The 22,649-nt window shown below is 40.2% G+C and carries 18 protein-coding genes; 9 read left to right on the top strand and 9 right to left on the bottom strand.

Features of this window, described 5'->3' with window-relative positions:
- Positions 1-150: 150 nt before the first annotated feature.
- Together SLH46_RS20725 and SLH46_RS20720 are read left to right on the top strand one after the other, a co-directional pair.
- Positions 151-972 carry an outer membrane beta-barrel protein gene (locus SLH46_RS20725; RefSeq protein WP_320283140.1) on the top strand — a complete coding sequence of 274 codons (822 nt, stop codon included), beginning with the start codon at positions 151-153 and terminating at the stop codon, positions 970-972.
- Positions 973-996: 24 nt separating this feature from the next.
- The gene (locus tag SLH46_RS20720; protein WP_320283139.1) at positions 997-1,767 is read left to right on the top strand and encodes a creatininase family protein; all 771 of its coding nucleotides are present in this window, start codon (positions 997-999) and stop codon (positions 1,765-1,767) included.
- A gap of 30 nt (positions 1,768-1,797) precedes the next feature.
- Here the strand turns inward: SLH46_RS20720 and SLH46_RS20715 are convergent, their stop codons facing one another.
- On the bottom strand, positions 1,798-2,286 hold the full coding sequence (locus tag SLH46_RS20715; protein ID WP_320283138.1) for an ORF6N domain-containing protein: 489 nt from the start codon (positions 2,284-2,286) through the stop codon (positions 1,798-1,800).
- 123 nt (positions 2,287-2,409) lie between these two features.
- Between SLH46_RS20715 and pepE the strand changes: the two genes are divergently transcribed.
- Positions 2,410-3,117, top strand: a complete 708-nt coding sequence (gene pepE / locus SLH46_RS20710; protein WP_320283137.1) for a dipeptidase PepE — start codon at positions 2,410-2,412, stop codon at positions 3,115-3,117.
- Positions 3,118-3,271: 154 nt separating this feature from the next.
- Entirely contained in the window at positions 3,272-4,858 is a 1,587-nt protein-coding gene (locus SLH46_RS20705; protein ID WP_320283136.1) for an aspartate:alanine exchanger family transporter, read from the top strand.
- A 2-nt stretch (positions 4,859-4,860) separates the two neighbouring features.
- Here SLH46_RS20705 and SLH46_RS20700 read toward each other — a convergent pair whose 3' ends face one another.
- Both SLH46_RS20700 and SLH46_RS20695 read right to left on the bottom strand, forming a co-directional pair.
- Positions 4,861-5,352: a thioredoxin family protein gene (locus SLH46_RS20700; RefSeq protein ID WP_320283135.1), complete on the bottom strand. Its 492-nt coding sequence runs from the start codon at positions 5,350-5,352 to the stop codon at positions 4,861-4,863.
- 9 nt (positions 5,353-5,361) lie between these two features.
- Positions 5,362-6,813 (bottom strand): glycoside hydrolase family 32 protein, encoded by a 1,452-nt coding sequence (locus tag SLH46_RS20695; RefSeq protein WP_320283134.1) that lies wholly within the window; start codon positions 6,811-6,813, stop codon positions 5,362-5,364.
- 1,040 nt (positions 6,814-7,853) lie between these two features.
- Between SLH46_RS20695 and SLH46_RS20690 the strand changes: the two genes are divergently transcribed.
- From SLH46_RS20690 to SLH46_RS20675, 4 genes are all read left to right on the top strand, one after another.
- The gene (locus SLH46_RS20690) at positions 7,854-10,301 is read left to right on the top strand and encodes a T9SS type A sorting domain-containing protein (RefSeq protein WP_320283133.1); all 2,448 of its coding nucleotides are present in this window, start codon (positions 7,854-7,856) and stop codon (positions 10,299-10,301) included.
- Between the two features lie 273 nt (positions 10,302-10,574).
- On the top strand, positions 10,575-13,067 hold the full coding sequence (locus SLH46_RS20685; protein ID WP_320283132.1) for a T9SS type A sorting domain-containing protein: 2,493 nt from the start codon (positions 10,575-10,577) through the stop codon (positions 13,065-13,067).
- A 264-nt stretch (positions 13,068-13,331) separates the two neighbouring features.
- Entirely contained in the window at positions 13,332-14,228 is an 897-nt protein-coding gene (locus SLH46_RS20680; protein WP_320283131.1) for a prephenate dehydrogenase, read from the top strand.
- A 2-nt stretch (positions 14,229-14,230) separates the two neighbouring features.
- The gene (locus tag SLH46_RS20675) at positions 14,231-15,322 is read left to right on the top strand and encodes a chorismate mutase (protein WP_320283130.1); all 1,092 of its coding nucleotides are present in this window, start codon (positions 14,231-14,233) and stop codon (positions 15,320-15,322) included.
- A gap of 111 nt (positions 15,323-15,433) precedes the next feature.
- Here SLH46_RS20675 and SLH46_RS20670 read toward each other — a convergent pair whose 3' ends face one another.
- From SLH46_RS20670 to SLH46_RS20655, 4 genes are all read right to left on the bottom strand, one after another.
- Complete coding sequence (locus SLH46_RS20670) at positions 15,434-15,934, bottom strand: hypothetical protein (RefSeq protein WP_320283129.1); 501 nt, start codon at positions 15,932-15,934, stop codon at positions 15,434-15,436.
- Between the two features lie 212 nt (positions 15,935-16,146).
- Positions 16,147-16,560: a ribonuclease P protein component gene (gene rnpA, locus SLH46_RS20665; protein WP_320283128.1), complete on the bottom strand. Its 414-nt coding sequence runs from the start codon at positions 16,558-16,560 to the stop codon at positions 16,147-16,149.
- 61 nt (positions 16,561-16,621) lie between these two features.
- Entirely contained in the window at positions 16,622-17,368 is a 747-nt protein-coding gene (locus SLH46_RS20660) for a uroporphyrinogen-III synthase (protein WP_320283127.1), read from the bottom strand.
- Between the two features lie 37 nt (positions 17,369-17,405).
- The gene (locus SLH46_RS20655; protein WP_320283126.1) at positions 17,406-18,248 is read right to left on the bottom strand and encodes a DUF4271 domain-containing protein; all 843 of its coding nucleotides are present in this window, start codon (positions 18,246-18,248) and stop codon (positions 17,406-17,408) included.
- Between the two features lie 132 nt (positions 18,249-18,380).
- Here SLH46_RS20655 and SLH46_RS20650 point away from each other — a divergent pair, with 132 nt between their 5' ends.
- Complete coding sequence (locus SLH46_RS20650; RefSeq protein WP_320283125.1) at positions 18,381-19,316, top strand: tRNA dihydrouridine synthase; 936 nt, start codon at positions 18,381-18,383, stop codon at positions 19,314-19,316.
- A gap of 83 nt (positions 19,317-19,399) precedes the next feature.
- Here SLH46_RS20650 and polA read toward each other — a convergent pair whose 3' ends face one another.
- Entirely contained in the window at positions 19,400-22,174 is a 2,775-nt protein-coding gene (gene polA, locus SLH46_RS20645; RefSeq protein ID WP_320283124.1) for a DNA polymerase I, read from the bottom strand.
- 23 nt (positions 22,175-22,197) lie between these two features.
- Complete coding sequence (locus SLH46_RS20640) at positions 22,198-22,647, bottom strand: 6-pyruvoyl trahydropterin synthase family protein (protein ID WP_320283123.1); 450 nt, start codon at positions 22,645-22,647, stop codon at positions 22,198-22,200.
- Between the last annotated feature and the right edge of the window lie 2 nt (positions 22,648-22,649).

Here is a 22,649-nt window from a genome sequence, read left to right as displayed (position 1 = left end):
TTCGTAAATTTAACTTTGGGAGTTCGCTTTGTATTCTATCGAATGTATTTATGGATGATTTGTTATTACCTTTTTTAACATCAAATTCGCCTAAAGTTCTTTCCAAACGTTTACTTTTGTTAGTGTTCATATGTAAAACAATAGTTAGATATGAAGCTTAAAACGCCCATGAAAAGAATAGTTCAGATTCAGCTCCTTTTATTCCTGTTTCTTTGTTTTTTTAGTCCGGAAATCAAGGCTCAGGAAAATGATAGCATTGTTCCAATAGAAAATCCTAAACGGTTTTTGCGAAAAATCGATCTTTCAGAATTTACCCATAACGGCTTGAAATTATGGCAAGACGACTTCTCGGGGCACTGGGTGGGCATCGATTTTGGATTTAATATGCTGCTTGATGAAGATTATTCAGGCTATGAGTCGGAGTTTATGGATAACGATGTCTTTCGGTCGAATTCGGCATATTTCAACTTTTTACAGCAGAGTATCGGTTTGCAGAAAAACAGGAATACCATTGGCTTGGTTACCGGATTAGGCCTACAATTGCAAAGCTATCGGCTGGATGACAATACTACAATTATAAAAGGAAACGATGGCGTGATCGCTCCCGATTACCTTTACTTTAACGACAATCAGAAATCGAAACTGGCCATTGAAATGATTACGCTGCCTTTGCTTCTTGAATTTCAGATTCCGATCAATCATTACGATAACCGTATGTTTATTTCTGCGGGAGTGGTGGGTAGTTTGCGGCTGAGCGGTCACACAAAAATAAAGTACAAGGAAGAAAAGAAAGAGAAACTAAAAGTGGTGGATGATTTTTCGATGCATCGTTTCAGGTACTCGGCGATGGTACGAACGGGCTACCGCTGGTTTAATGTGTTTGCCAGCTACGATCTGGTTCCGCTTTTCAAAACCGACAAAGGGCCGGAGCTAACACCATTTACTTTTGGTATTACTTTAATGCGCTTATAATAACAACTAACTAAACCTGATAAAATGAATGCGAAACCATACGTGCTCGAACAAACCAACTGGAAACAGGTAAAAAATCAGAAATACAATGTAGCCATTTTGCCCTGGGGAGCCACCGAACCACACAATTATCATTTACCATACGGAACCGATTCGTTGGAGACCGCAAAAATTGCCGAGCAGGCAGCGGGTAAAGCTTGGGATAAAGGTGCGAAAGTAATGGTGCTTCCGGTTATTCCGCTGGGTGCGCAAAACATGGGGCAGATTGACATGCCATTTTGTTTGCACACCAAACCATCTACGCAATTGATAATTCTGAAAGATCTGTTAACAGCTATAAGCGGACAAGGGATAAAAAAGCTTGTGCTGATGAATGGTCATGGCGGAAATGATTTTAAGCCGCTGGTGCGCGAGTTGCAACCTCAGTTTCCCGATGTATTTATTTCTCTGGTGGAGTGGTTTCGGATGTTTGATCAGGAGGAGTATTTTGAGGAAGCCGGCGATCATGCCAACGAAATGGAAACAAGTATTATTATGCACTTTTTCCCGGATTTCGTAAGGTCACTTGACGAAGCCGGAGAAGGAAATGCGAAAGCTTTTAAACTAAACGGGCTAAAAAACAAAACCGCCTGGGCACCACGTCAATGGGATAAAGTTTCGGCGGATACCGGTGTTGGAAATCCGAAAAAAGCCACGACCGAAAAAGGTAAAAAGTTTGTTGAGGATGTGACCAATCAGATCGCTGATTATTTTGTTGAATTGGCGGCTTGTGATTTGAGTGATATGTATGAGTAATAAATTGAGGCTCAAAATTCAACTATCCTCTTATTTTTTATAACCAATCCTGCGCCTTTCTTTTTCGGGAGGATGTATGAGATAACGAAGAGCCGTAAATACTTCTTTAAATTGCTTATCGTATTTTTTCTCCATTTCATCAATCCGGTGAATTATTTCCGAATTTTGAATGGCGAGTTTTCGCAGTTGTACAAATGCCCGAATGATTTCAACATTTACCCGGATGGCTTTTTTGCTTTTAAGTACGCTTGACAACATGGCAACTCCCTGTTCTGTAAAAACAAATGGCGCATAAGTTGTTGGTTTCCAGTCAAAGGTCACAGTTTGTGACCTTAGTTTATCCAATTCACTCTTAGTGAGTTCAAACATAAAATCTTCCGGAAATCTTTCGATATTTCTTCTTACAGCTTGTTTTAAAACTTTCGTCTCAACTTCGTAAAGTTCTGCCAGATGAAAATCCAGCATTACCCGTTGGCCTCTTATTTCAATAATGCGGTTTTGAATAATTTGGAGATCCATAAAAATAAAGGTTGATTATTTGTTCTTTAAATATACAAAATTTACAAAAGTCAAGAATTGTCATTGTAAAAATCCATAAGATTTCAGTTATTGCGACCATAAATTAATTGGTCAAAAAAAGAAATGAAGCTATTACTGTTAAGCAATTCAACAATGCCGGGCGAACCCTATCTGGATTACCCGAAAAATGAGATAAAAAAATTCCTGGGAGAAAAATCGGTAACTGCGGTTTTTATTCCATATGCAGCCGTTACTTTTTCGTTTGATACCTATTGCGAAAAAGTGGAAGAAAGTTTTGCCGAAGTGGGGCACCATATTAAAGGTATTCATACATTTAAAAATCCGGTAAAAGCAATTGAGGAGGCTGAAGCGATTGTGGTTGGCGGTGGAAACACCTGGCAACTGGTACGCATGATGCACGATCAGAAGTTAATGAATCCGATCCGCGAACGGGTCTACAACGGAGCTCCTTACATTGGCTGGAGCGCCGGATCAAATGTGGCTTGCCCAACATTGCGTACTACCAACGACATGCCAATCATCGATCCAAAAGGTTTTGAATGTATTGGTATGATCCCATTTCAAATTAATCCACATTATCTGGATGCCAATCCTGAAGGACACGGAGGGGAGACGCGTGAGCAGCGTATTTCGGAATTCCTTGAAATTAACCCGAATTGCTATGTGGCCGGATTGCGCGAAGGAACCATGTTTAAAGTGGAAGACGGAAAGATTGACCTGATTGGTGACAGAACTTGCCGCATCTTTAAAAAAGGACAAGAGCCGTATGAGTTAAAGGCCGGAGACGATTTTAGCTTTTTATTGCCTTAAAGTGCAACACGATATAAAGTAACCGGATAAGTTTTATCCGGTTTTTTTGTTCCTGTACTTAACATTAAACTTTAATGCCTGGGAGCTTGTATTCAGTTATTTGGCTTGTTACACCCAAAAACTATTACTTACCTTTATGCCAAATTTCGCACACATGGAACTACTAGGAAATAGTTATTTTGCCCTCTTCGTTATTATTGCACTGGGTTTTATTGTTGGTCGCATCAAGGTTTTTGGGCTGTCGCTTGATGTGTCGGCAGTTATTTTTGTGGCTCTGGTTTTTGGCCACTTTGGTGTTGTAATTCCAAAAGATTTCCAGTACCTCGGCTTGGTGCTGTTTATTTTTACTATCGGAATACAGGCTGGCCCCAGTTTTTTCGAGTCGTTTAAAAAGGAGGGGCGGCAACTCGCCGGATTTGCATCGTTGTTGATTGTGTTAGCATCGGTAATTACCGTTCTGATAATTACAGTTTTTAAAGTTGATCCAAATATTGCGGTTGGATTGTTAACCGGTTCGTTAACCAGTACGCCGGGTTTGGCCGCGGCCATCGATTATACCGGCTCGCCACTGGCATCCATCGGTTATGGAGTGGGGTATCCGTTTGGTGTTATCGGCGTGATTCTTTTTATCCGCTTCCTTCCAAAAATTTTAGGTACTTCCATTGCCAAAGCCGAAGAAGAGCATCATCTGATGTTAAAAGATGAATTTCCTGAAGTGGTTAAGCGCAATTTTGTGGTTGAAAACGAAAATGTTGTTGGCAAAACGATTGGCGAATTACGCATCCGGTTTATGACCAAAGCAGTGGTTTCGAGGGTTGTACACGATGGTGAAGCTGTTACACCAACTCCAAACACCTTACTGTTGAAAGGTGACCTGATAAAAGCTGTTGGAACCGAAGAAGCACTAAAAAATGTTGAGTTATTGATCGGTCCTCAAACAGAGCAGGAGATTTCAATCGACGCAAAATATGATGTACGTTCGGTTTTGGTTACCAACAATGAGGTGGTAAATAAAACCGTTGGGCAGATTAACTTGCTTCATACTTACGGAGCAACCATCACCCGAATTCGCAGGGCGGGTATTAATATTGTTCCAAGTCCGAGCTCGAAATTGCAGTTTGGCGATAAACTTGTAATTGCCAGTAGCCGTGCAAATATGGATATGGTTTCAAGAATCTTTGGTAACGACCAAAAACGTTTGTCCGACACCGATATTCTTCCGGTTGCTTTAGGAATTATTCTTGGCGTGCTGGTCGGAAAAATCAGTATTGCCATGGGAACTTTTGCATTTAGCCTGGGACTAACCGGAGGTGTGCTTATTGTTGCCCTGGTGCTTAGCCGTATTGGGAAAACCGGTCCAATTTTATGGACCATGACCGGAGCGGCCAACCAGCTGGTGCGCCAGCTTGGGTTGTTATTATTTTTAGCCGCAGTTGGTACCGGTGCCGGGCAAAAAATTGTAGAAACATTCAATCAATACGGAATCGAGTTATTCTTGTATGGCGGCGCCATAACCATTTTGCCAATGATTGTTGCCGGAATTCTCGGTAAGTATTTCTTTAAAATGAACATTCTAACATTGCTCGGAGCAATTAGCGGAAGTATGACCAGTACCCCGGGATTGGCAGCTGCCGACTCGATGACCGACACAAACGCGCACTCCATAGCCTATGCTACAGTGTATCCTGTGGCAATGGTGCTGCTGATTATTTGTGTTCAGCTAATTACAATGTTCTTCTGATTTTATTTTTTGTACGAAGCCGGATCTAAAGCAGTTGGCGACCAGTTTTTCAGAAAACGTGATATCTTGTCTTTATCGTAGCTTTTGTCTTTTTCTAAAAAGGCTGAGTTTTGCGTGTGGATACGTTTGCCCGTTTCATCGAGAATAACAAAAACCGGAAAGCCAAAACGTTGCGGAAATTCAAGTTCAGTCAACAGTTCTTCCTGCTTATTATTTTGGTCGTAGTTTACTTTTACCACCTCAAAGTTGTCGGCTACGTATGAGCTGAGCTCTTCATCGTCGTGTACAAAATTATGGAATTTGATACACCATGGACACCAGTTACCTCCAATTTGCAGAAATATATGTTTGTTCGATTTTTGGGCTGCTTCAACTGCTGCGGCAATGTCTTTTTTTGCATCAGCAGTTGTGTCATAAATTTTTTGTTCCTGTGCTTTTAGTGCCAGTGGCAAAATCAGCACAAAGCTGATCGCTAATACTTTAATAAGTTTCATTTTATGTTTTTATTTTTTGTTCCAGATTGAATTCATTTCATATACATCAAGTTTCTCGATGCCCAACTCGCCTCCATTGGTGTACAGAACTGCATCAACAGCTTTTTCATTCGGAGTAAAACAGTTTGAAACAACTGCCTGTCCGTCGTTGGCATATATTTCAATTGACGTACGGTCGAGCAGAATTTCTAGCTTTATTTTATTGTTTTTTGCCGGAAGTGGAACAGTGGACCCGAGTACGGTCAGTGTTCCTCTTTTTACACTGTAAAGTATTTCAGTGCCGTTTGATTTGTTACTATGTCGAAGCATAAAACCAAAACTGTCGGATGTTTTCAGATCGAATTCACCAATAATATGCAGGCAATCACCCGAAACTTTTTTAAGCTTGTTATCATTAATTCCGGGAATTACATTTTTGTTTTCCCACGATTGATGTTTAGAATGCAACTGCTCGATTTCAGAAATTGGTTTGCGTATCAGTTTATAACCGGTATCGAATTTTGTTACCGATAATTCGCTTGGGAACGACATTTGCCCGTTAAAAGGCATGTCCGGGAATTTGCCATCGCGCATCCAGGCAATTTGTATTACTCTACCATCGGATTCAGGAATATTGCTCCAGGTTTGTGTTGCGTAATAGTTTTTACCCCAGTCGCTTTTCATTTTAATGGTTTCTTGTGTAAATTTCTTCCCATCGAAACTTCCGATAAAATAGCTGCCGTCGCCATCAAAAAGCACCCACTTTGTTTCGTCGGGGCGGTTGGTAACTTTAAATTTTACCAGATCAGGACATTCAAAAAAACCGGTTATATGACTTTGCCATTCCCAATCAATCAGGTTTGTTGAGGTATAAAATGAAACTCCTTTTGATTTATCATCGTCGTTTGATTTACGGTAAAGTGCCATCACCCATTTTCCGCTTTCCTCGTGCCAGATCACTTTGGGGTCGCGAGCATCGTCGTTTTCGTCGTATGCAATTATGGGGTTGTCCTCATATTTTTCCCAGGTTCTTCCTTTATCGGTACTGTAGGCCAAACGCTGGCCGCAATGCTGGCTGGTATAAAAGGCCACCAGTGTTTTGGTATCGCCGGTTTGTTTTTGCAAAAGGTTGTTTTCATCAACAATGGCCGATCCGGAATACGCCGTACAGTGTTCTTTGTCGGTTGATCCTTCATCCGGGTAAAGCGCAATTGGAAGAGGGCTCCAGTGAATAAGATCGGTGCTTACGGTATGCCCCCAATGCATATAGCCCCACTCGTTGCCATTCGGATTGTACTGGTAGAACATGTGGTATTCATTATCATAAAAAACCAGACCGTTTGGATCGTTGTGCCAGTTCTTTTCCGGCGTAAAATGGAATTGTGGCCGGTAAATTTCATCATATAGTTTTTGCTCCCCTTTTTTTGCCGGAAGGCTAAGTGTCACAGCAATAGCGAGTAATGCGGTTGATAAAAAGTTCATAAAAAATTCTACTTGATTTTTTGTTATCGTGCTAAACTTATGAAAAAAAATTTGGTTTAATTAAATTAATTTATACATTTACATCCACAAACCCATAGATATAGAACCGTTCTTTGACTGGCGCTTTTAATTTTCAACACAACATCAATCATCTTTTTTAAAATTAAAAGTTGAATTTTTTACATGAAGAAACCTTCTTTTGAGGAGGATCGAAATTTTGTGAAGGTAAACAAACCCACCGCTTTATATTTTTATAAATCGGATCTTACTTTTTCAACTCGAAACTCTTTTTCTGAATGTTTTGTAAGGAATTTTCCGGTATCAAAGTAATGTTTCATTATCTGTTTTTGAGAAGATAGGACCTAATTTGAGTTGTAATGAAACAAATTCATTAAATTATTAAGGACGCGAAACAAAAGAAAAATTAATTACTTACTGACGTAAGACGGATCTTATTGAAATCGGATTCAGGTTTTTACAAACCCATTGATTTACATTACAAACCCGGTAAATCAAAGCAAAACCAAGGAATCAAACGAGAACAATAAGAAACGGGGAGTTCCCGGCTACAAACCTAAGGGAACAAAAGACTGAGAAACAGGTGGGCATAAGCACGACAAAAGGTCTAAGCGAACTGCACCAGGTAACTCAGAAAAACAGCCCGATTTCTTAACAAGTTCATCAGAATTCGATAAAATCCTCCGCAATTTGCCGGTAGGTTTTTGGTCAATCAGGGGGTGTCCATTCAGCAATTAAAATTAGAGTATTCTATTAATTATCAGGTTCTTTGTAACAGAAATTTATACAGAATCGATAAAGATTCACAGAAGTCGTTTTCCATAGAAGATTAAGTTCTTTGTTTACTGAAAAAAGTCTTAGAAATAAGCAACGCGGAGTTACAAACCCACTGTTCCGGTAAAATTACAAACCCGACCGGAGCGGTTACACCGCAGCGTAAGTTTCAAGCACATGCCAAAAAACCTTTGCGCAATATTGAGCTTTTGGCATGTCAATTTTTACAAACCCTAATTTGAATTGTAATGAGACATTTAATTTTAACCGCCCTGGTATTAGTTGGCGCTTTTTATACCAGGGCCGAGCAATCAGGTCAGGACAAGATCACAAAGATCAACGCTCCGATCAATATTGCTTCAGAAGACAGTAAGAAATCATTTATTGCACCCCATGAATCAAGCTTAAAATCAGGATCGGTTTTAAATTCCGACTTCCAGGTTGAGTTTGTGAACTTCCCTGAAAAGGCGAAACCGGCATTTTTATATGCTGTTTCAATCTACGAAGATTTAATTTCGTCGCCTGTACCTGTTACGGTACGTGCAACATGGAAGGCAATGGGAACCAATGTTCTGGCGAGCAGTACTCCCGGAAGTATGTACCGTAACTTCAGCGGTGCACGTTTAAGTAATGTATATTACCCGGTTGCTCTGGCCGAAAAACTAGCACAAAAAGAAATGAATGGTACCGAAGCTGATATCGAGGCTTCATTTAGCAGCTCGATTAACTGGTACTTCGGAACTAACGGCGATTGCCCGTCGGACCAATACGATTTTGTAACCGTTGTGTTACACGAATTGATACACGGATTGGGATTCGTTGGATTTTTTGATATCGAAAATAACAAGGGAACTTTTAACAACAGTTCAAACGCACCTAGTATTTACGACGTATATATATATAACAAAATGGACCAGCAAATTGCAGATGAAGATCTGTTTGCTCGTCCATCAACAACATTAAAAGAGCAACTGCTTTCTGGAAATCTGGTATTAAAAGGCCAGGGAAATGAAGAGGCAGTAAACATTTATGCGCCAAAAAGCTGGAATGTTGGAACAAGCATTTATCATTATCCCGAATCAGAATTCAGTGCCGGTGATGCTAACGCATTAATGTCGCCATTTATTTTTAAAGGAGAAGCAATTCACTATCCTGGCGATAAAACATTAGCTGTTTTAGCTCAGTTAGGATGGAAAGCAGTTAGTTTCGATGATTATGAAATTAAAGATTTTGAAGAGGCTGTAGAAAATTTAAACGTTTTTGTTGGTGTTGACGGTGAAATGGATATCAATAAATCGTCGGTAAAAATTACATTCTCTACTGATAACTTCGCTACATCGCAAACCGTAAGTTTAGCATACAACCAAGATGCCGAACAGTTTGAAGGCGATCTTCCGTTAAACTTTGCACAAGGTAAAATTCAATATTATTACGAGGCTAAAACAACAGCCGATGTAACTTTCACTTATCCTGAAAGAGCTCCGGACCAAAAGCTTTCTTTCCGTATCGGAGCTGATTATTACCCACCGGTATTACAACACAATCCTGAAAAAATGGTTAGTGGAGCAGATCCGGTAATGAATGTTTCGGCAGTTGCAACCGACAATGTTGGTATCGAAATGGTACAAGTTGAATACCTTATTAACGGTGTTGATCAGGAGCCTTTCGTAATGGCAGCTCAGGGAAACGATGTTTACGGTGGTAAACTTGAATTTCCGGTTGCATTAAACAACGACGATGTTGTTGAGTACCGTGTTGTTGCTATCGACAATACTGCACGCGGAAACAAACGTCGCCTGCCAAGCAGTGGTTACTACACAGTTTCAGTATTTAATGCTGAAGAGCCGTTGGCCGGTTACTTTAGCGATTTTGATTCACCAAATTCAGATTTTCAAATTTCTGATTTCGAAGTAACAACTCCGGCTGGTTTTAACAGTGGAAACTTACACACAGTTAATCCTTATCCGGAATCAAATAATGAAAAAGATAAATACAACCTTATCGCCCAATTAAAATATCCGATTGTTCTTGAAGAAAATGGTCTAATGAGTTTTGACGAGGTAGTTCTGGTAGAGCCGGGCGAAGAAGGAAGTTTTTATACTGAAGAGCAGTTTTGGGATTTTGTTATCGTTGAAGGAAGTAAAAACAATGGGAAAAGCTGGTTGCCTGTAACCGATGGTTACGATTCAAGCGTTGATGACCTTTGGAGTTCTCAATTTACAGGTTCGTTAAAAAGTGCTGTTTCTCAGGCTGAAGGAGCTGAAAGTATGTTCCTGAAACAATCCATCAACCTGACTGATAACACAGGTTTCGAAGCTGGCGATACTGTTATTTTCCGTTTCCGTCTGGCATCAGACAAAGCTGTTACCGGTTGGGGATGGGCAATTGATAACCTGTCTATTCAGGAAGTAACAACTGCGGTTGACGATCAGTTAGCAGCAAACGATGTTACTATTTACCCAAATCCATTCAAAAGCAGCATTTATATCGATGGTTTTCAATCGGATGTTGCCAATGATGTAGAAGTGATAATAACCGACCTTTACGGAAACACTGTGCACCGCGAAACACTTTACGATGCATCGTATTCCGGTAGAATTAAAGTTGATCTGCCAAACGTAGCTCCGGGAGTTTATATGGCGAGCATCTCCGATAACAATATGAATACAATAACACAAAAAATTATAAAAAATTAGCATTATGGAAACATTATTAATGATTGCATTTATTGCCGCATTTGCAGGCTTGGTAACATCTTTAGTAGTATTATACCGACTGTTAAATGAGAAAAAAGCGCAAAGGTTAGAATATTAGATGATTGGTATTACAACCTTAAATTAGGTAATGCCGGAATGAAAATTCCGGCATTTTTTTTGCCCGAACGCCATTTTCTTTGAACATTTTGTTGCCATTGTTCTTTAAATTATGAAAATTTACTGCGCTAAAAAAGAAGTTTTTAAAACTGTAAGATGAACAAGTATTACACATTATTAAGTCTGTTAATTCTTGTGGTGTTATCCTCTAACGCACAAATGAAGAGTTACAATGAAAGTATTAAAATTCCGCCACCGGTTTGTTATGCTTCAGGCGAAGTTGAACGCGCGAGAATTGCGCCACCGGCCGAGTTTTTGTTAAAATCAGGCGGTGCAGCCAAATGCGACATTGTTGTCGATTATATTGGTTTTACTCCCGAAGCTCAGGCCGCGTTTGAATATGCAGTTACCATCTGGGAAAGCATTGTAGAGTCGGAAATGCCAATCCGGATGAAAGCTACATGGAGCGGAAGTCTGGATGCAAACGTATTGGGAAGTTGTGGTCCGGAAACATTCTACAAAAACTTTAAAGATGCCCCGTTTAAAGAACGTTACTACCCGGTAGCTATTGCTGAAAAAATAGCAAAACAGGAGCTGAACGGAGAAAGCAGATACGATATGGTAGCCCAGTTTAGTAGCAAAATAGACTGGTACCTTGGGACCGATTTAAATACGCCAGACGATCAGTATGATCTGGTATCGGTTGTATTGCACGAGATTGGTCACGGTTTGGGATTCACCGGTTTCTTTTTTACCGACGATGATATTGGTGCCTACGGATTTTATGAATTCGGCGATGCGACTTCTTTTGATTTGTTAGTAGGAAGAGGAGCTATTTCTGGTCAACAGCTAGTTGACACATCCTTATTTGAAAATTTAAGTGCCGATTTGCTTTCAGCCTTACAATCGTCTAACCTTTATGCAAACAGCCCCGTGGCCACTAAGCAAAACAAAGGCAATAAACCGCGTTTATATGCTCCCGTGGTATTTGATGATGGTTCAAGTGTTTACCATTTAAACGATAATACCTATCCGAACGGCAACGAGAACTCGTTAATGACGCATGCCGTTGGTTTAGCAGAGGCAATACACGATCCTGGTCCCATAACCAGGGGAATTATGGATGATATTGGCTGGACTAATATTTTTATTCGTTTTGACCAGGTAAAAGATATAGAAGTGCTTCAGCCGCTGGTGTTCAGTGGCTGGTTCGAAAGTGATTACGCTGTAAAAGACGGTACGGCAAAAGTAATTTATTCGCTGGATGGATTTGAGAGCCACTCGGATACAATTGACTTAGTAGAAGAAGACGGAATATACTCGGCTACCTACGTGCCCGAAAGTGAATCAGAAAGTATATCGTATTACCTGACAGTTCAGGATACAATGGATAGAAAACGCACATCACCGGCCCTTGCACCACAGGAATTTTATACCATAAATATTGGTGAAGACAATGAGAAACCGGTAATCGAACACGACGAAATTGCGTATTTTCTTTTAAGGGGCGAGCAGTTGGAGTTAGTTGCTCATGTTGATGATAACCTTGGAATTGATACAGTTTACGTTCGCTATTTTATAAACGATGTGGAGCAGGAAGCTTTTGGCATAAATTGGGAATACGACGATCGATATATAGGAAATTTTCCGTTTAATTTAAGTGAATTAAAAAATGGGGATGTAGTAAAATATGCCATTTATGCTGTCGATGCTTCTTCGAATTCCAATACCAAACGTTTACCCCGGTTAAGCTTTGATTATTTCTCGTTCGAGGTAGAGGAGATTTTTGATGCGGTGAATCATTATAGCAATAATTTCAACGAGGAAACAGTTGACTTTGTTATTTCAGATTTTGAAATTTATACTGCAACGAATTTTGCCGACGGGGCTTTGCATAGTCCGCACCCATATCCGGCGCCAAATACTGATAACGGGGAACTTGAATTTACCACGTTCCTAAAAAAACCAATCGTACTGAAAGAAGGTGGCACCATGGTTTATGACGAAGTGGTTTTGGTTGAGCCTGGTAATCTTTTATCGGATTATGGCGACGACGATTTTTACGACTATGTAATTGTTGAAGGAAGTAATGACTACGGAATGAACTGGTATCCGTTGGCCGACGGTTATGATTCGTCGGATGAGTCGACATGGCGAACCAATTATAATAGTGGAATCCCAGATGGAGAAAATGATTCGGAGACCGTTGGAACTGACGATTGGTTTGTTAGCAGAACGATTACGCTTACCGACAATGATTATTTTTATGAAGGAGATACTATCCTGATTCGTTTCCGACTTTATTCCGATCCGTATGCAGCCGGATGGGGCTGGGCAATCGATAACCTGGAGATTCAAAAACCGGTTTCGGCAGATCAGATTTTATTGTCGCCGGGAGAGATTAATGTTTATCCGAATCCTTTTAACGACCTTGTAACAGTAGAGATTTCAGCGGTTGAAAAGGAGTCGCAAATACAAATTGAACTGTTTAATGCAGTAGGACAAAAAATATATGCTACGGAAGAACAAGGTGTAATTGGAGCATTTTCTGATCAAATTAATCTTTCGGAATACGGTAGCGGAATGTTTCTGATAAAAGTGAGCCAGAATGGAGAACCGGTACTTACAAGAAAGTTAATTAAAAACTAATTTTCCCTGCGACGCTTTAAAATTCGGTTCAAAAACAGGATAAAAGTTTCATTTATAAAATATATCTCTATATTTGTTGACAGAAATTAAGAAGAATGACAACGAAATTTAACAATAACTACTTCTACTTTTATTTTTATTATGGTTCTGAAATCGGGATCAGGAAGTAGGGTATTGTCTAAATTCAAAATATTTTACAGAAGGTCTCGATAAAAATCGGGACCTTTTTTTATGGTTAAAAGTGAAATAAACAAAACTAAATAAATGAGAACAACAGTAATAGGACTTGGATTAATAGGTGGCTCGATCGCCCGTGATTTGCGGAAATCGGGATTTGCCACCGAATTAATTGGAGTTGAAGCCAACGAAGGCCACGCAAAACAGGCCTTGGAAATCGGGCTGGTTGACCGCATTGAAACACTTGAAAATGCTGTAAGTGATAGCGACCTGGTAATTATCGCAATTCCCGTAAACTACGAACTTGAAGTATTGCCGCAGGTTTTGGATTTGATTGGCAGCGGAACTACGGTGGCCGATATGGGATCGACTAAAAAGGTGATTGTTGATTTGGTAGCCGACCATAAACGGCGACGGAATTTTGTTCCCGCTCACCCAATGTCGGGAACCGAGGATTCAGGACCAACAGCGGCTTTGGAAGGTCTGTTTAAAGGTAAAATTGCCATTTTATGCGACCAGGAAAACTCCGGGCCGCAACATGTGGCTTTAATCGAAAAGATGTTCCAGGTGCTCGGTATGGACATTGCCTATATGTCTGCCGACGAACAGGATCACAGCACGGCTTTTGTTTCGCACCTGCCTCACGCTGCCGCGTATGCACTGGCAAATGCTGTTCAGGCAAAAGAAGATCGCAAAATTATTTTCGACCTGGCGAGTGGTGGATTTCGCTCAACAGTACGTTTGGCAAAAAGTTCCGCAAGCATGTGGCACCCAATCTTTCAACAAAACCGCGATTACGTTGTTGAATCGCTGGATGTATACATCAAACACCTCATTGAATTTCGCGATTGTATGAAAAATGAGGAGGATGATAAAATGCTCGATCTGATTAAAAATGCAAATAAAATAAGAGGTATTCTAAAAGGTGAAAATCCTCAATTCAGAAAAAACGAAGAGACATTGACAAAACTTTATACGAAATAATCATGACATTAAAATTAGACATTAATCCGATAAAAGCGTGGTTGCCAAACATCGACAATCCACTGCTTATCTCAGGGCCATGTAGCCTTGAAACGGAAGAACAAACCATGGAAACAGCACGTTTGCTGGCAAAAGACAAACGTGTTTTTGTTTTTCGCGGTGGTGTTTGGAAACCAAGAACACGTCCGGGATCGTTTGAAGGAGTTGGATCGATTGGTTTAAAATGGTTGCAACAGGTAAGAGAAGAAACCGGTTTGCCTATTGGAACTGAGGTGGCCAACGCACAACACACTGAAGAGGCTTTAAAAGCCGGGCTCGATGTGTTGTGGATTGGCGCACGTTCAACAGCAAGTCCGTTTGTTGTGCAGGAAATTGCTGATGTACTAAAAGGTACTGATGCAACTGTAATGATAAAAAATCCGGTGAACCCGGATGTACAACTTTGGATGGGCGCCGTTGAGCGGATCAGCCAGGCAGGAATTAAAAACATTGTTGGTATCCATCGTGGATTTACACCGTTTCGCCAAACCAAATATCGCAACTACCCGAACTGGAAGACCTTTATCGAATTAAAACGTTTGCTTCCGAATTTGCCTGTTATTTGCGATCCGAGCCACATTGCCGGAACACGCGAATACCTGTTCGAAGTTTCGCAAAAAGCATTTGATATGGGTATGGATGGTTTAATGCTTGAATCGCACCGCGATCCTTCGTGCGCACTCAGCGATGCCGGGCAGCAATTAACGCCGGCCGATTTGGGAAAACTGCTCGACAAATTGGTTATTCGTAATGAGAATGCAAACAATCCGGATTTCGATAACCAACTTGATGTATTGCGTAACCGAATTGATGCAATTGATGCTGAGTTATTGGAAACACTGGCTTCGCGTGTTGAAATCGTTAAGCAGATTGGCCAGTATAAACGCGATAATAACGTTACTGCACTTCAGATTAATCGTTGGACACAATTGATGGAAAACCGCGTAAATCTGGGGAAGAGCATGGACATTAACGAAACCTTTGTGAAAATACTTTTTCAGTTAATTCACGAAGATTCGGTACGTATGCAAACCGAAATTATGGATGAGGAATAGAATTCCAATTTCACAGGATTTCCTGAATTAAAAAAGCCACAAGATCGCAATTGCAGTCTTGTGGCTTTTTTGCTAAAACCTTTCAGGTTTTATTGGGTTTATGCCGAGATTTTAATAGTCTTTGTGCAGAGTAATTAAGGGGAATTCATCATCTTGATAATCCCAAATCAATTCATTATTTACCCAGACTTTTCTTTTTGCAGTCATTGTGGAAGTGTAGGTAAACTCTACTGCAACCGTGTCGGTGTCATTATTGCCCCAATCAATTATGGTTATTGGTTTTTCTTCGGTGTCTGAAGAATTCATAAATATCCTTATTCGATTCATTCCTCCATCCTCGTATATTAAGAAGTTTCTGGGATAGTCGAAATTGGCGTTGTAAACCGGTTGTAATTCTCCTTCAACAGAATAAAATAGGCGTATGTCTTCTTCGTTAATGGCTCCGGTTGTTTCGCTGCTCAATAAATCCTCATTCTTATTATTTAATAAGGTAAATTCGAAACCCCTATCTAAATAAAAACCTACAAGTTCTTCGTTTTTGTTGCATCCAAATAAAATGAACAATCCTACTAAAAACAGAATTCTTTTGGTATCGATACTAAAATTTATCATGATTAAAATGTTATAGGTTAATATTATAAGTCAAATGTATAACATTTTAGTATTCAGTGCAATAGTTGTTTGTTTGTTTGTTTGTTTGGGGCAAATTGTTATGTTATGTAACACCAATTTCAGAATAATTGGTTTTGCTTGTAGAATATAGGTTGAGGAAAGAGCAGAACTATAAGTGATAAGCAATGAGAAACACTGGTTATAAAATTACCTTATTCAGCGCTTTTGCCTGATTCATTCAGCTTATAAAGCGCTTTTTTCACAGCTTTTTCCACCTGCTGGAATGTTGGTAATTCTTTGCCTATAAAAATAAAAAAAACAGCCATTTGTTTGTCGTCGGCCAACGTAGGCAGCTTTTGTTTATTCAGTCGGTAAGCTTCACGCATTAGTCGTTTAATACGATTACGTTTTACTGCGCGTTTAAATATCTTTTTACTAACTGTAAATCCGGCCTGAACTTTAACCGGTAGTGGAAGATCGGTTTTAAGATGAACTACTTTTAATGGAAATGCCAAAAATGATTCGCCTTCAGCAAAAAGTTTGTCAATCACTTTTTTGCTGCATAATCGTTCCTCTTTTTTTAATGAAAAAGAAACCGGCTTTTCTATTTTTTCATTCGTTTCCATAAAAAAGTAAAGGCCATACGTCAAACGACGGACGGCCTTTCAAAAGTATATATTTTTCTATTTAATTCTTGTTATTCTTCTTGATGTATTGATCAAGAGCCATAGTCATTGAAGGTGCCTGAGCTGTAGGCGCCTGAATGTCTAATCGTAAACCGGCTTCCTCAACAGCTTTTGCAGTTGTAGGACCAAAACATGCAATGCGTGTTGAATTCTGCTCAAAATCAGGGAAGTTCTGATAGAGCGATTTAATTCCCGAAGGACTGAAAAACACGAGGATGTCGTATTTGATATCAGCGAGGTCAGATAAATCGGCACTAACAGTGCGGTAAAGAATTGCTTTGGTATACGTGTAACCTCCTTTATCGAGCAGGGTTGGAATTTCCTGTTTGTGAATGTCAGAAAGAGGAACGAGGAATTTTTCATCCTTGTGTTTTTTCATAACATTTATCAAGTCGGTAAATTTACCATCGGCATAAAATATTTTACGCTTACGGTATACGATGTACTTTTGAAGATAAAAAGCAGTTGCTTCCGAAATACAAAAGTACTTCATCGAGTCAGGGACAGTAATTCTCAGCTCTTGTGCTATTCTGAAAAAATGATCGATAGCAGTTCGGCTGGTAAAGATTACTGCGGTATGCTCCAAAATCTGTGTTCGTGTTTGGCGAAATTCCTTTGCAGGAACTCCCTCCACCTGTATAAATGGTCTGAAATCAATTTTCAATCCATTTTTCTCCGCCAATTCAAAATACGGTGATTTTGCTGTACTTGGCTCTGGTTGTGAAACTAAAATGCTCTTGACTTTCAAATTTTTATGCTTTTAATGAGACTTTCCCCCTTCTTAATCAAACAACAACTTTATAAATTAAAAGCAAGGGTAAAATTTCAAGGGTACAAAGGTACAAAAACAGATAAAATAACGAAAATTGTTTTTTCAATAAAATAAAAACGCCCCTTTTAAGTAACAATAGGTTAAAAATTAGAAAAATAATAAGCCCTGAAACGGTTATAAACACTGGTGTTTTAAAAGGAGCAAAAGCCACCAGAATAACAATGGGTAACAGAATTAAACTGAGCGATCGGTTAAAATTATCCATGTTAAAAAGGTATTCCCGGGTTTCATTTTGCGTTTCAAACAGCAATCCGAGCGTCAAATAGATCAGTTTTTTGCCAAAAAAATAGACCAGAACTCCGCCCAAAACGAAGCCAAAATATGTCGGATTAACTCGCGCACTTTCCCATTTTATCAAATTTAATCCTTGGTAAACAAAAATGGATAATGCCAGGTAAAAGATAATTTCGAGACGATACGCCGCATGAAAAACCGGGTAACTTTTGTCGTTAAGCATGCGCACCGAAGTGGCATAATTAAATAACGACAAAAACAGATGGTGGATGTATTTTGCGTAACCGTACCTGATACTTGCAAAAAGGGCAATTCCCGCAAAAATAAGAACGGTTAACCAATCGGTTCCCGGATATTGCCGCTCTCTGTTTGGTAAAATTATGGAGGGTTTAACCATCAGTTCACTGATAACTTCAGTATGTTGCCGCGATGGAATGTAGTCCGAAGTGTCAACATGCGAATTAAAGCGATGAACTTGTGCCGTGGTAATATTTTTGCTTATCTCCACAGATTGATTTTGCGCTTTAATCGTGTCCTGATAATATGTGAAATCTGTTCCCATAATTTTGAATGGCGCAAAGATACCAAAATAATGAGATGAGCACTTCGCCATGCGAAAGAACAAGCAGGCTTTTTTTATGAACCTACAAAGTAATTTTTGTAATTTGTGCCGGACAAAAACAATATTGCTGAAATGATCTATTTGGCCCCGTTGCAGGGATTTACCGATTATGTGTACCGCGATTCTTTCGCAAAGGTGTTTAACACCGTTGATGCCTATTTTATCCCGTACATTTCGGTGAAAAACAATAAGGTCCCCAACAAATACATCCGCGAAATTCTTCCGGAGAATAACACTCAAAACAGGGTGGTTCCTCAAATTTTGGCAAAGGATGCAGCCGAGTTCGAATTGCTGGAAAATGATTTAGCCGATCATGGTTACTCCGAATTTAACCTGAATTTGGGTTGTCCTTATCCAATGGTTACCAACCGCGGGAAAGGTTCCGGATTGTTGCCTTTCCCGGAGGAGATTTATAAGATACTGGATCATTTTTATAGCAGCGCTAAAGGAGAACTTTCTGTAAAGTTGCGGGCCGGATTTAAATCGGCAGATGAGATAAAAGACGTTATAAAAGTACTGAATCAATTTCCACTAAAAGAGGTCATCCTACATGCCCGGGTGGCCGGACAGTTGTATTCGGGTGAAATTGATGAAAATGCATTTTCGTATGCTGCCGACATGCTCAAACACAAGTTGGTTTATAACGGTGATGTCTTTTCTGTTGAAGATTATCGCTACAAACAAAATAAATTTCAAGGTGTTGACACCTGGATGTTGGGACGCGGAATTTTGATGAATCCGTTTTTGCCTCACGAAATAAAAGGCATTCAGTCCACTCCAAAGGAACGGTTTGAATTACTTCACACTTTTCATCAAACAATACTTAAACGTTATCTCGAAGTTATGGATAACGAGGGCAATGCGCTGAATAAAATGAAACAGTTTTGGATCTACTTTTCGTACTGTTTCCCTAATCAGAGAAAGGTGCTGAAATACATTAAAAAAGTAAGGTCGCTGAATAAGTATGGCGAAATCGTAAAGTCAGCATTTTACGAGATAAGTTGTTAAGACTTCGACTTCGCTCAGCCTGACAGTTTTGTCAAGTTGAGCGGAGTCGAAACTGATCAAACAATTAATACAGAAACCGAATTCTAATGCGCATCCAGCCAGTTGTCTGCCGCGTTGCTTTCAACTGTTAACTGAACACCAATATCCACGGCATTCTCCATCTCTGTTTTCACCAACGAACGGATCGTTTCCAATTCCGGTTTATACACATCAAAATTCAATTCATCATGCACCTGCAAAATCATTTTCGAATGCAGGTTTTGCTCCTCCATTTTATTGTGGATATTGATCATTGCAATTTTAATGATATCGGCTGCAGAACCTTGTATCGGCGCATTAACCGCATTTCGTTCGGCCATACCACGAACAACCGCATTGGCCGAATTGATATCGTTTAAATAGCGTCGGCGACCTTTTATGGTTTCAACAAAACCCTGCTCGCGGGCCAGGTGAATTTGTTTGTCCATAAAAGCTTTAATATTCGGGAAATTCTCGAAATAGCCGTCAATCAACTCTTTCGCTTCAGTACGTGGAATATTTAAACGCTGCGACAAACCAAACGCCGAAATACCATAAATAATTCCGAAGTTGGCTGTTTTAGCTTTACGGCGCATGTCTGAATCAACTTCGCTTTCCGGAATCTGGTAGATCTTTGCGGCGGTGATGGAGTGAATGTCTTTACCTTCGTTAAAAGCAAGTTGCATCTCCTCGTCGCCACTTAGTGCGGCCATAATGCGCAACTCAATTTGTGAGTAGTCGGCAGAGAAAAAAGTATGCTCATCATCCGACGGAATAAAAGCTTTTCGAATTTCGCGGCCCGCTGCATCACGGATCGGAATATTCTGCAAGTTCGGATTAACAGAACTCAAACGGCCGGTGGCTGCAATGGCTTGATTATATGATGTATGAATCTTCCCTGTTTTTGGATTCACCAATTGTGGTAAAGCCTCAACGTAGGTCGATAACAGTTTTTTTAATCCTCGGAAATCCAATACCTTTTGAACAATCGGGTGTTTGTCAACCAGACGTATCAAAACCTCCTCAGAAGTTGAGTATTGTTTGGTTTTGGTCTTCTTGGCGTTGGTATCAATTTTTAGCTTCTCGAAAAGAATGGGGCCTAATTGTTTGGGCGACGAAACATTAAAATCCTCGCCGGCCAGTTCTATTATTTCTTTTTCCAGTTGAATTATTTGTTCACGTAAAACTACGGCGTATTTATTCAGCTCTTCAGAGTTTAATTTTACACCCGTACTTTCCATTTTTGCAAGTACTGGTACCAGCGGCATTTCAAGCGTTTCGAAAAGTTCGCGTACTCCGGCTTTATCCAACTCCGGTTCCAATGCGTTTTTTAATTGCAAAGTCAGGTCGGCATCTTCGCAGGCGTAATCGCGTAACTTATCTGTTGTTACCGAGCGCATGGTCAGCTGGTTTTTCCCTTTTTTCCCGATCAGGTTTTCGGTCGGTACTTTTTCGTAATTCAGGTACTGCAAACACAACTGATCGAGGTTGTGCTTCATGTCGGGCTGAATCAGGTAATGCGCCAGCATCGTATCGTAAAGTGTTCCTTTTACCTCGAGATTATAATTCTTCAGAATGAGAATGTCGTACTTAATGTTTTGACCGATTTTGGTAATGTTGGTGTCTGCAAAAACTTCACGGAATTCATTCATTACTTTTAGTGCTTCTTCCCGGTTGTTTGGGATGGTAACACAATAGGCTTCATGCTCTCTAAACGCAAACGACATACAAACGATCTCAGCAGTTTGGGTATCTAATCCGGTGGTTTCGGTATCAAAACAAAATTCCTTTTGCACCGAAAGTTCGGCTCTCAGACTGGCACGTTGCAGTTCGTTTTCAACCAAATAGTATTGATGAGGAACAGAATCGATATTTTCTTTTGTAGTAGGAACTTCTGCAACAACTTCTTCAGGAGCGCCGAAAAGTGTTCCTTGCATAGCCGTTTCTGCCGGAGCACTGCTAAGGTTTAAGCGCGTAATCAGTGATTTAAATTCCAGCTCGTTAAACAATTTTACCAGCTCCTCTTTGTTGAACTCGTCTTTCTGTAGTTGTTTCAGATCGAATTCTACCGGGGCATCGGTAATAATGGTTGCCAGCACTTTTGAAAGGCGCACCTGCTCCTCGTTTTCGATGACCCGTTCTTTTTGTTTGCCTTTCAGCTTATCGGTATTTCTGTACAGTTCTTCAATGCTTCCGTAATCGGCAATAAGTTTTTGCGCTGTTTTTGGTCCAACACCAGGGCAGCCTGGAATATTATCAGCCGAATCACCCATTAATCCAAGGATGTCGATCACCTGATCGGCAGTTTTAATGCCGAAGTTTTCCTGAACTTCGGGCAGTCCCCAAATCTCAACATCGCCACCGCCTTTTCCGGGTTTGTACATAAAAACCTTATCCGAAACCAACTGTGCATAGTCTTTATCGGGCGTCATCATGTAGGTGGTGAAACCTTCTTGTTCTGCTTTTTTTGCCAGCGTTCCAATCACATCGTCGGCCTCGTAACCTGCCTTTTCAATAATCGGAATATTAAACGCCTCAATGATTCTACGAATGTAAGGAATCGATTTGCGTAGGTCTTCCGGCATTTCATCGCGGTTAGCCTTGTATTCTTTATACATTTCGTGCCTGAAAGTTGGCGCCGACACATCGAAAACCACAGCCAGGTATTCCGGATCTTCTTTCTCCATTAACTGCACAATGGTGTTGGTAACACCCAGCATTGCCGAGGTATTTACACCTTTTGAGTTAAATCGGGGATTGCGGATAAATGCAAAATAACTGCGGTAGATCAGTGCGAAAGCGTCTAAAAGAAAAAGTTTTTGCTGTTTGTTTTCAGCCATAATATTAATTTTCAGGGTACGAACTATTTATTGTCTTCTGCAAACCATTCGGCGTACGATGTTCCGGTTTCGTAAAGACGAATACTATACAAAGAAACATCCTTGGGCAGTTCTTGTTGAAGAACTCCGGCAAAATATACACACATATTTTCCGATGTGGGTTGGAAATCGTGAACGATCAGTCGATCAGTAGCTTTTAACAGGTGCTCCTGGTTCTTCTCAGCGTAAATTTTACTCACCACCAAACTGTGGTCGTACACATTTACAATCTTGTCTTTCACCAGTTTTTTTAGCTTTCCAAAATCGACTACCATCCCGTCTTTCGGGTGTCCTTTCTCCTCTCTGATTTCACCAAGTAAAGTCACTTCCATGTTGTAGGTGTGCCCGTGAATATTACGACACAGCCCGTCGTAATTGTGCAGTGCGTGGCCCATTTCAAAATGAAACTTCTTGGTAACTCTTATCTTCGCCATTC

The sequence above is a fragment of the Draconibacterium sp. IB214405 genome (genome assembly GCF_033963885.1).
Lineage (GTDB): Bacteria > Bacteroidota > Bacteroidia > Bacteroidales > Prolixibacteraceae > Draconibacterium.
The sequence above is the reverse complement of the archived record's forward strand: the minus strand, read 5'-3'. Positions and strand labels throughout refer to the sequence as shown.

Bases quoted from the DNA above. Each gene is read 5' to 3' on its own strand.
- SLH46_RS20725 (WP_320283140.1), top strand. From the start codon at position 151: ATGAAGCTTAAAACGCCCATGAAAAGAATAGTTCAGATTCAGCTCCTT.
- SLH46_RS20720 (WP_320283139.1), top strand. From the start codon at position 997: ATGAATGCGAAACCATACGTGCTCGAACAAACCAACTGGAAACAGGTA.
- SLH46_RS20715 (WP_320283138.1), bottom strand. From the start codon at position 2,286: ATGGATCTCCAAATTATTCAAAACCGCATTATTGAAATAAGAGGCCAA.
- pepE (WP_320283137.1), top strand. From the start codon at position 2,410: ATGAAGCTATTACTGTTAAGCAATTCAACAATGCCGGGCGAACCCTAT.
- SLH46_RS20705 (WP_320283136.1), top strand. From the start codon at position 3,272: ATGGAACTACTAGGAAATAGTTATTTTGCCCTCTTCGTTATTATTGCA.
- SLH46_RS20700 (WP_320283135.1), bottom strand. From the start codon at position 5,352: ATGAAACTTATTAAAGTATTAGCGATCAGCTTTGTGCTGATTTTGCCA.
- SLH46_RS20695 (WP_320283134.1), bottom strand. From the start codon at position 6,813: ATGAACTTTTTATCAACCGCATTACTCGCTATTGCTGTGACACTTAGC.
- SLH46_RS20690 (WP_320283133.1), top strand. From the start codon at position 7,854: ATGAGACATTTAATTTTAACCGCCCTGGTATTAGTTGGCGCTTTTTAT.
- SLH46_RS20685 (WP_320283132.1), top strand. From the start codon at position 10,575: ATGAACAAGTATTACACATTATTAAGTCTGTTAATTCTTGTGGTGTTA.
- SLH46_RS20680 (WP_320283131.1), top strand. From the start codon at position 13,332: ATGAGAACAACAGTAATAGGACTTGGATTAATAGGTGGCTCGATCGCC.
- SLH46_RS20675 (WP_320283130.1), top strand. From the start codon at position 14,231: ATGACATTAAAATTAGACATTAATCCGATAAAAGCGTGGTTGCCAAAC.
- SLH46_RS20670 (WP_320283129.1), bottom strand. From the start codon at position 15,934: ATGATAAATTTTAGTATCGATACCAAAAGAATTCTGTTTTTAGTAGGA.
- rnpA (WP_320283128.1), bottom strand. From the start codon at position 16,560: ATGGAAACGAATGAAAAAATAGAAAAGCCGGTTTCTTTTTCATTAAAA.
- SLH46_RS20655 (WP_320283126.1), bottom strand. From the start codon at position 18,248: ATGGGAACAGATTTCACATATTATCAGGACACGATTAAAGCGCAAAAT.
- SLH46_RS20650 (WP_320283125.1), top strand. From the start codon at position 18,381: ATGATCTATTTGGCCCCGTTGCAGGGATTTACCGATTATGTGTACCGC.
- polA (WP_320283124.1), bottom strand. From the start codon at position 22,174: ATGGCTGAAAACAAACAGCAAAAACTTTTTCTTTTAGACGCTTTCGCA.
- SLH46_RS20640 (WP_320283123.1), bottom strand. From the start codon at position 22,647: ATGGCGAAGATAAGAGTTACCAAGAAGTTTCATTTTGAAATGGGCCAC.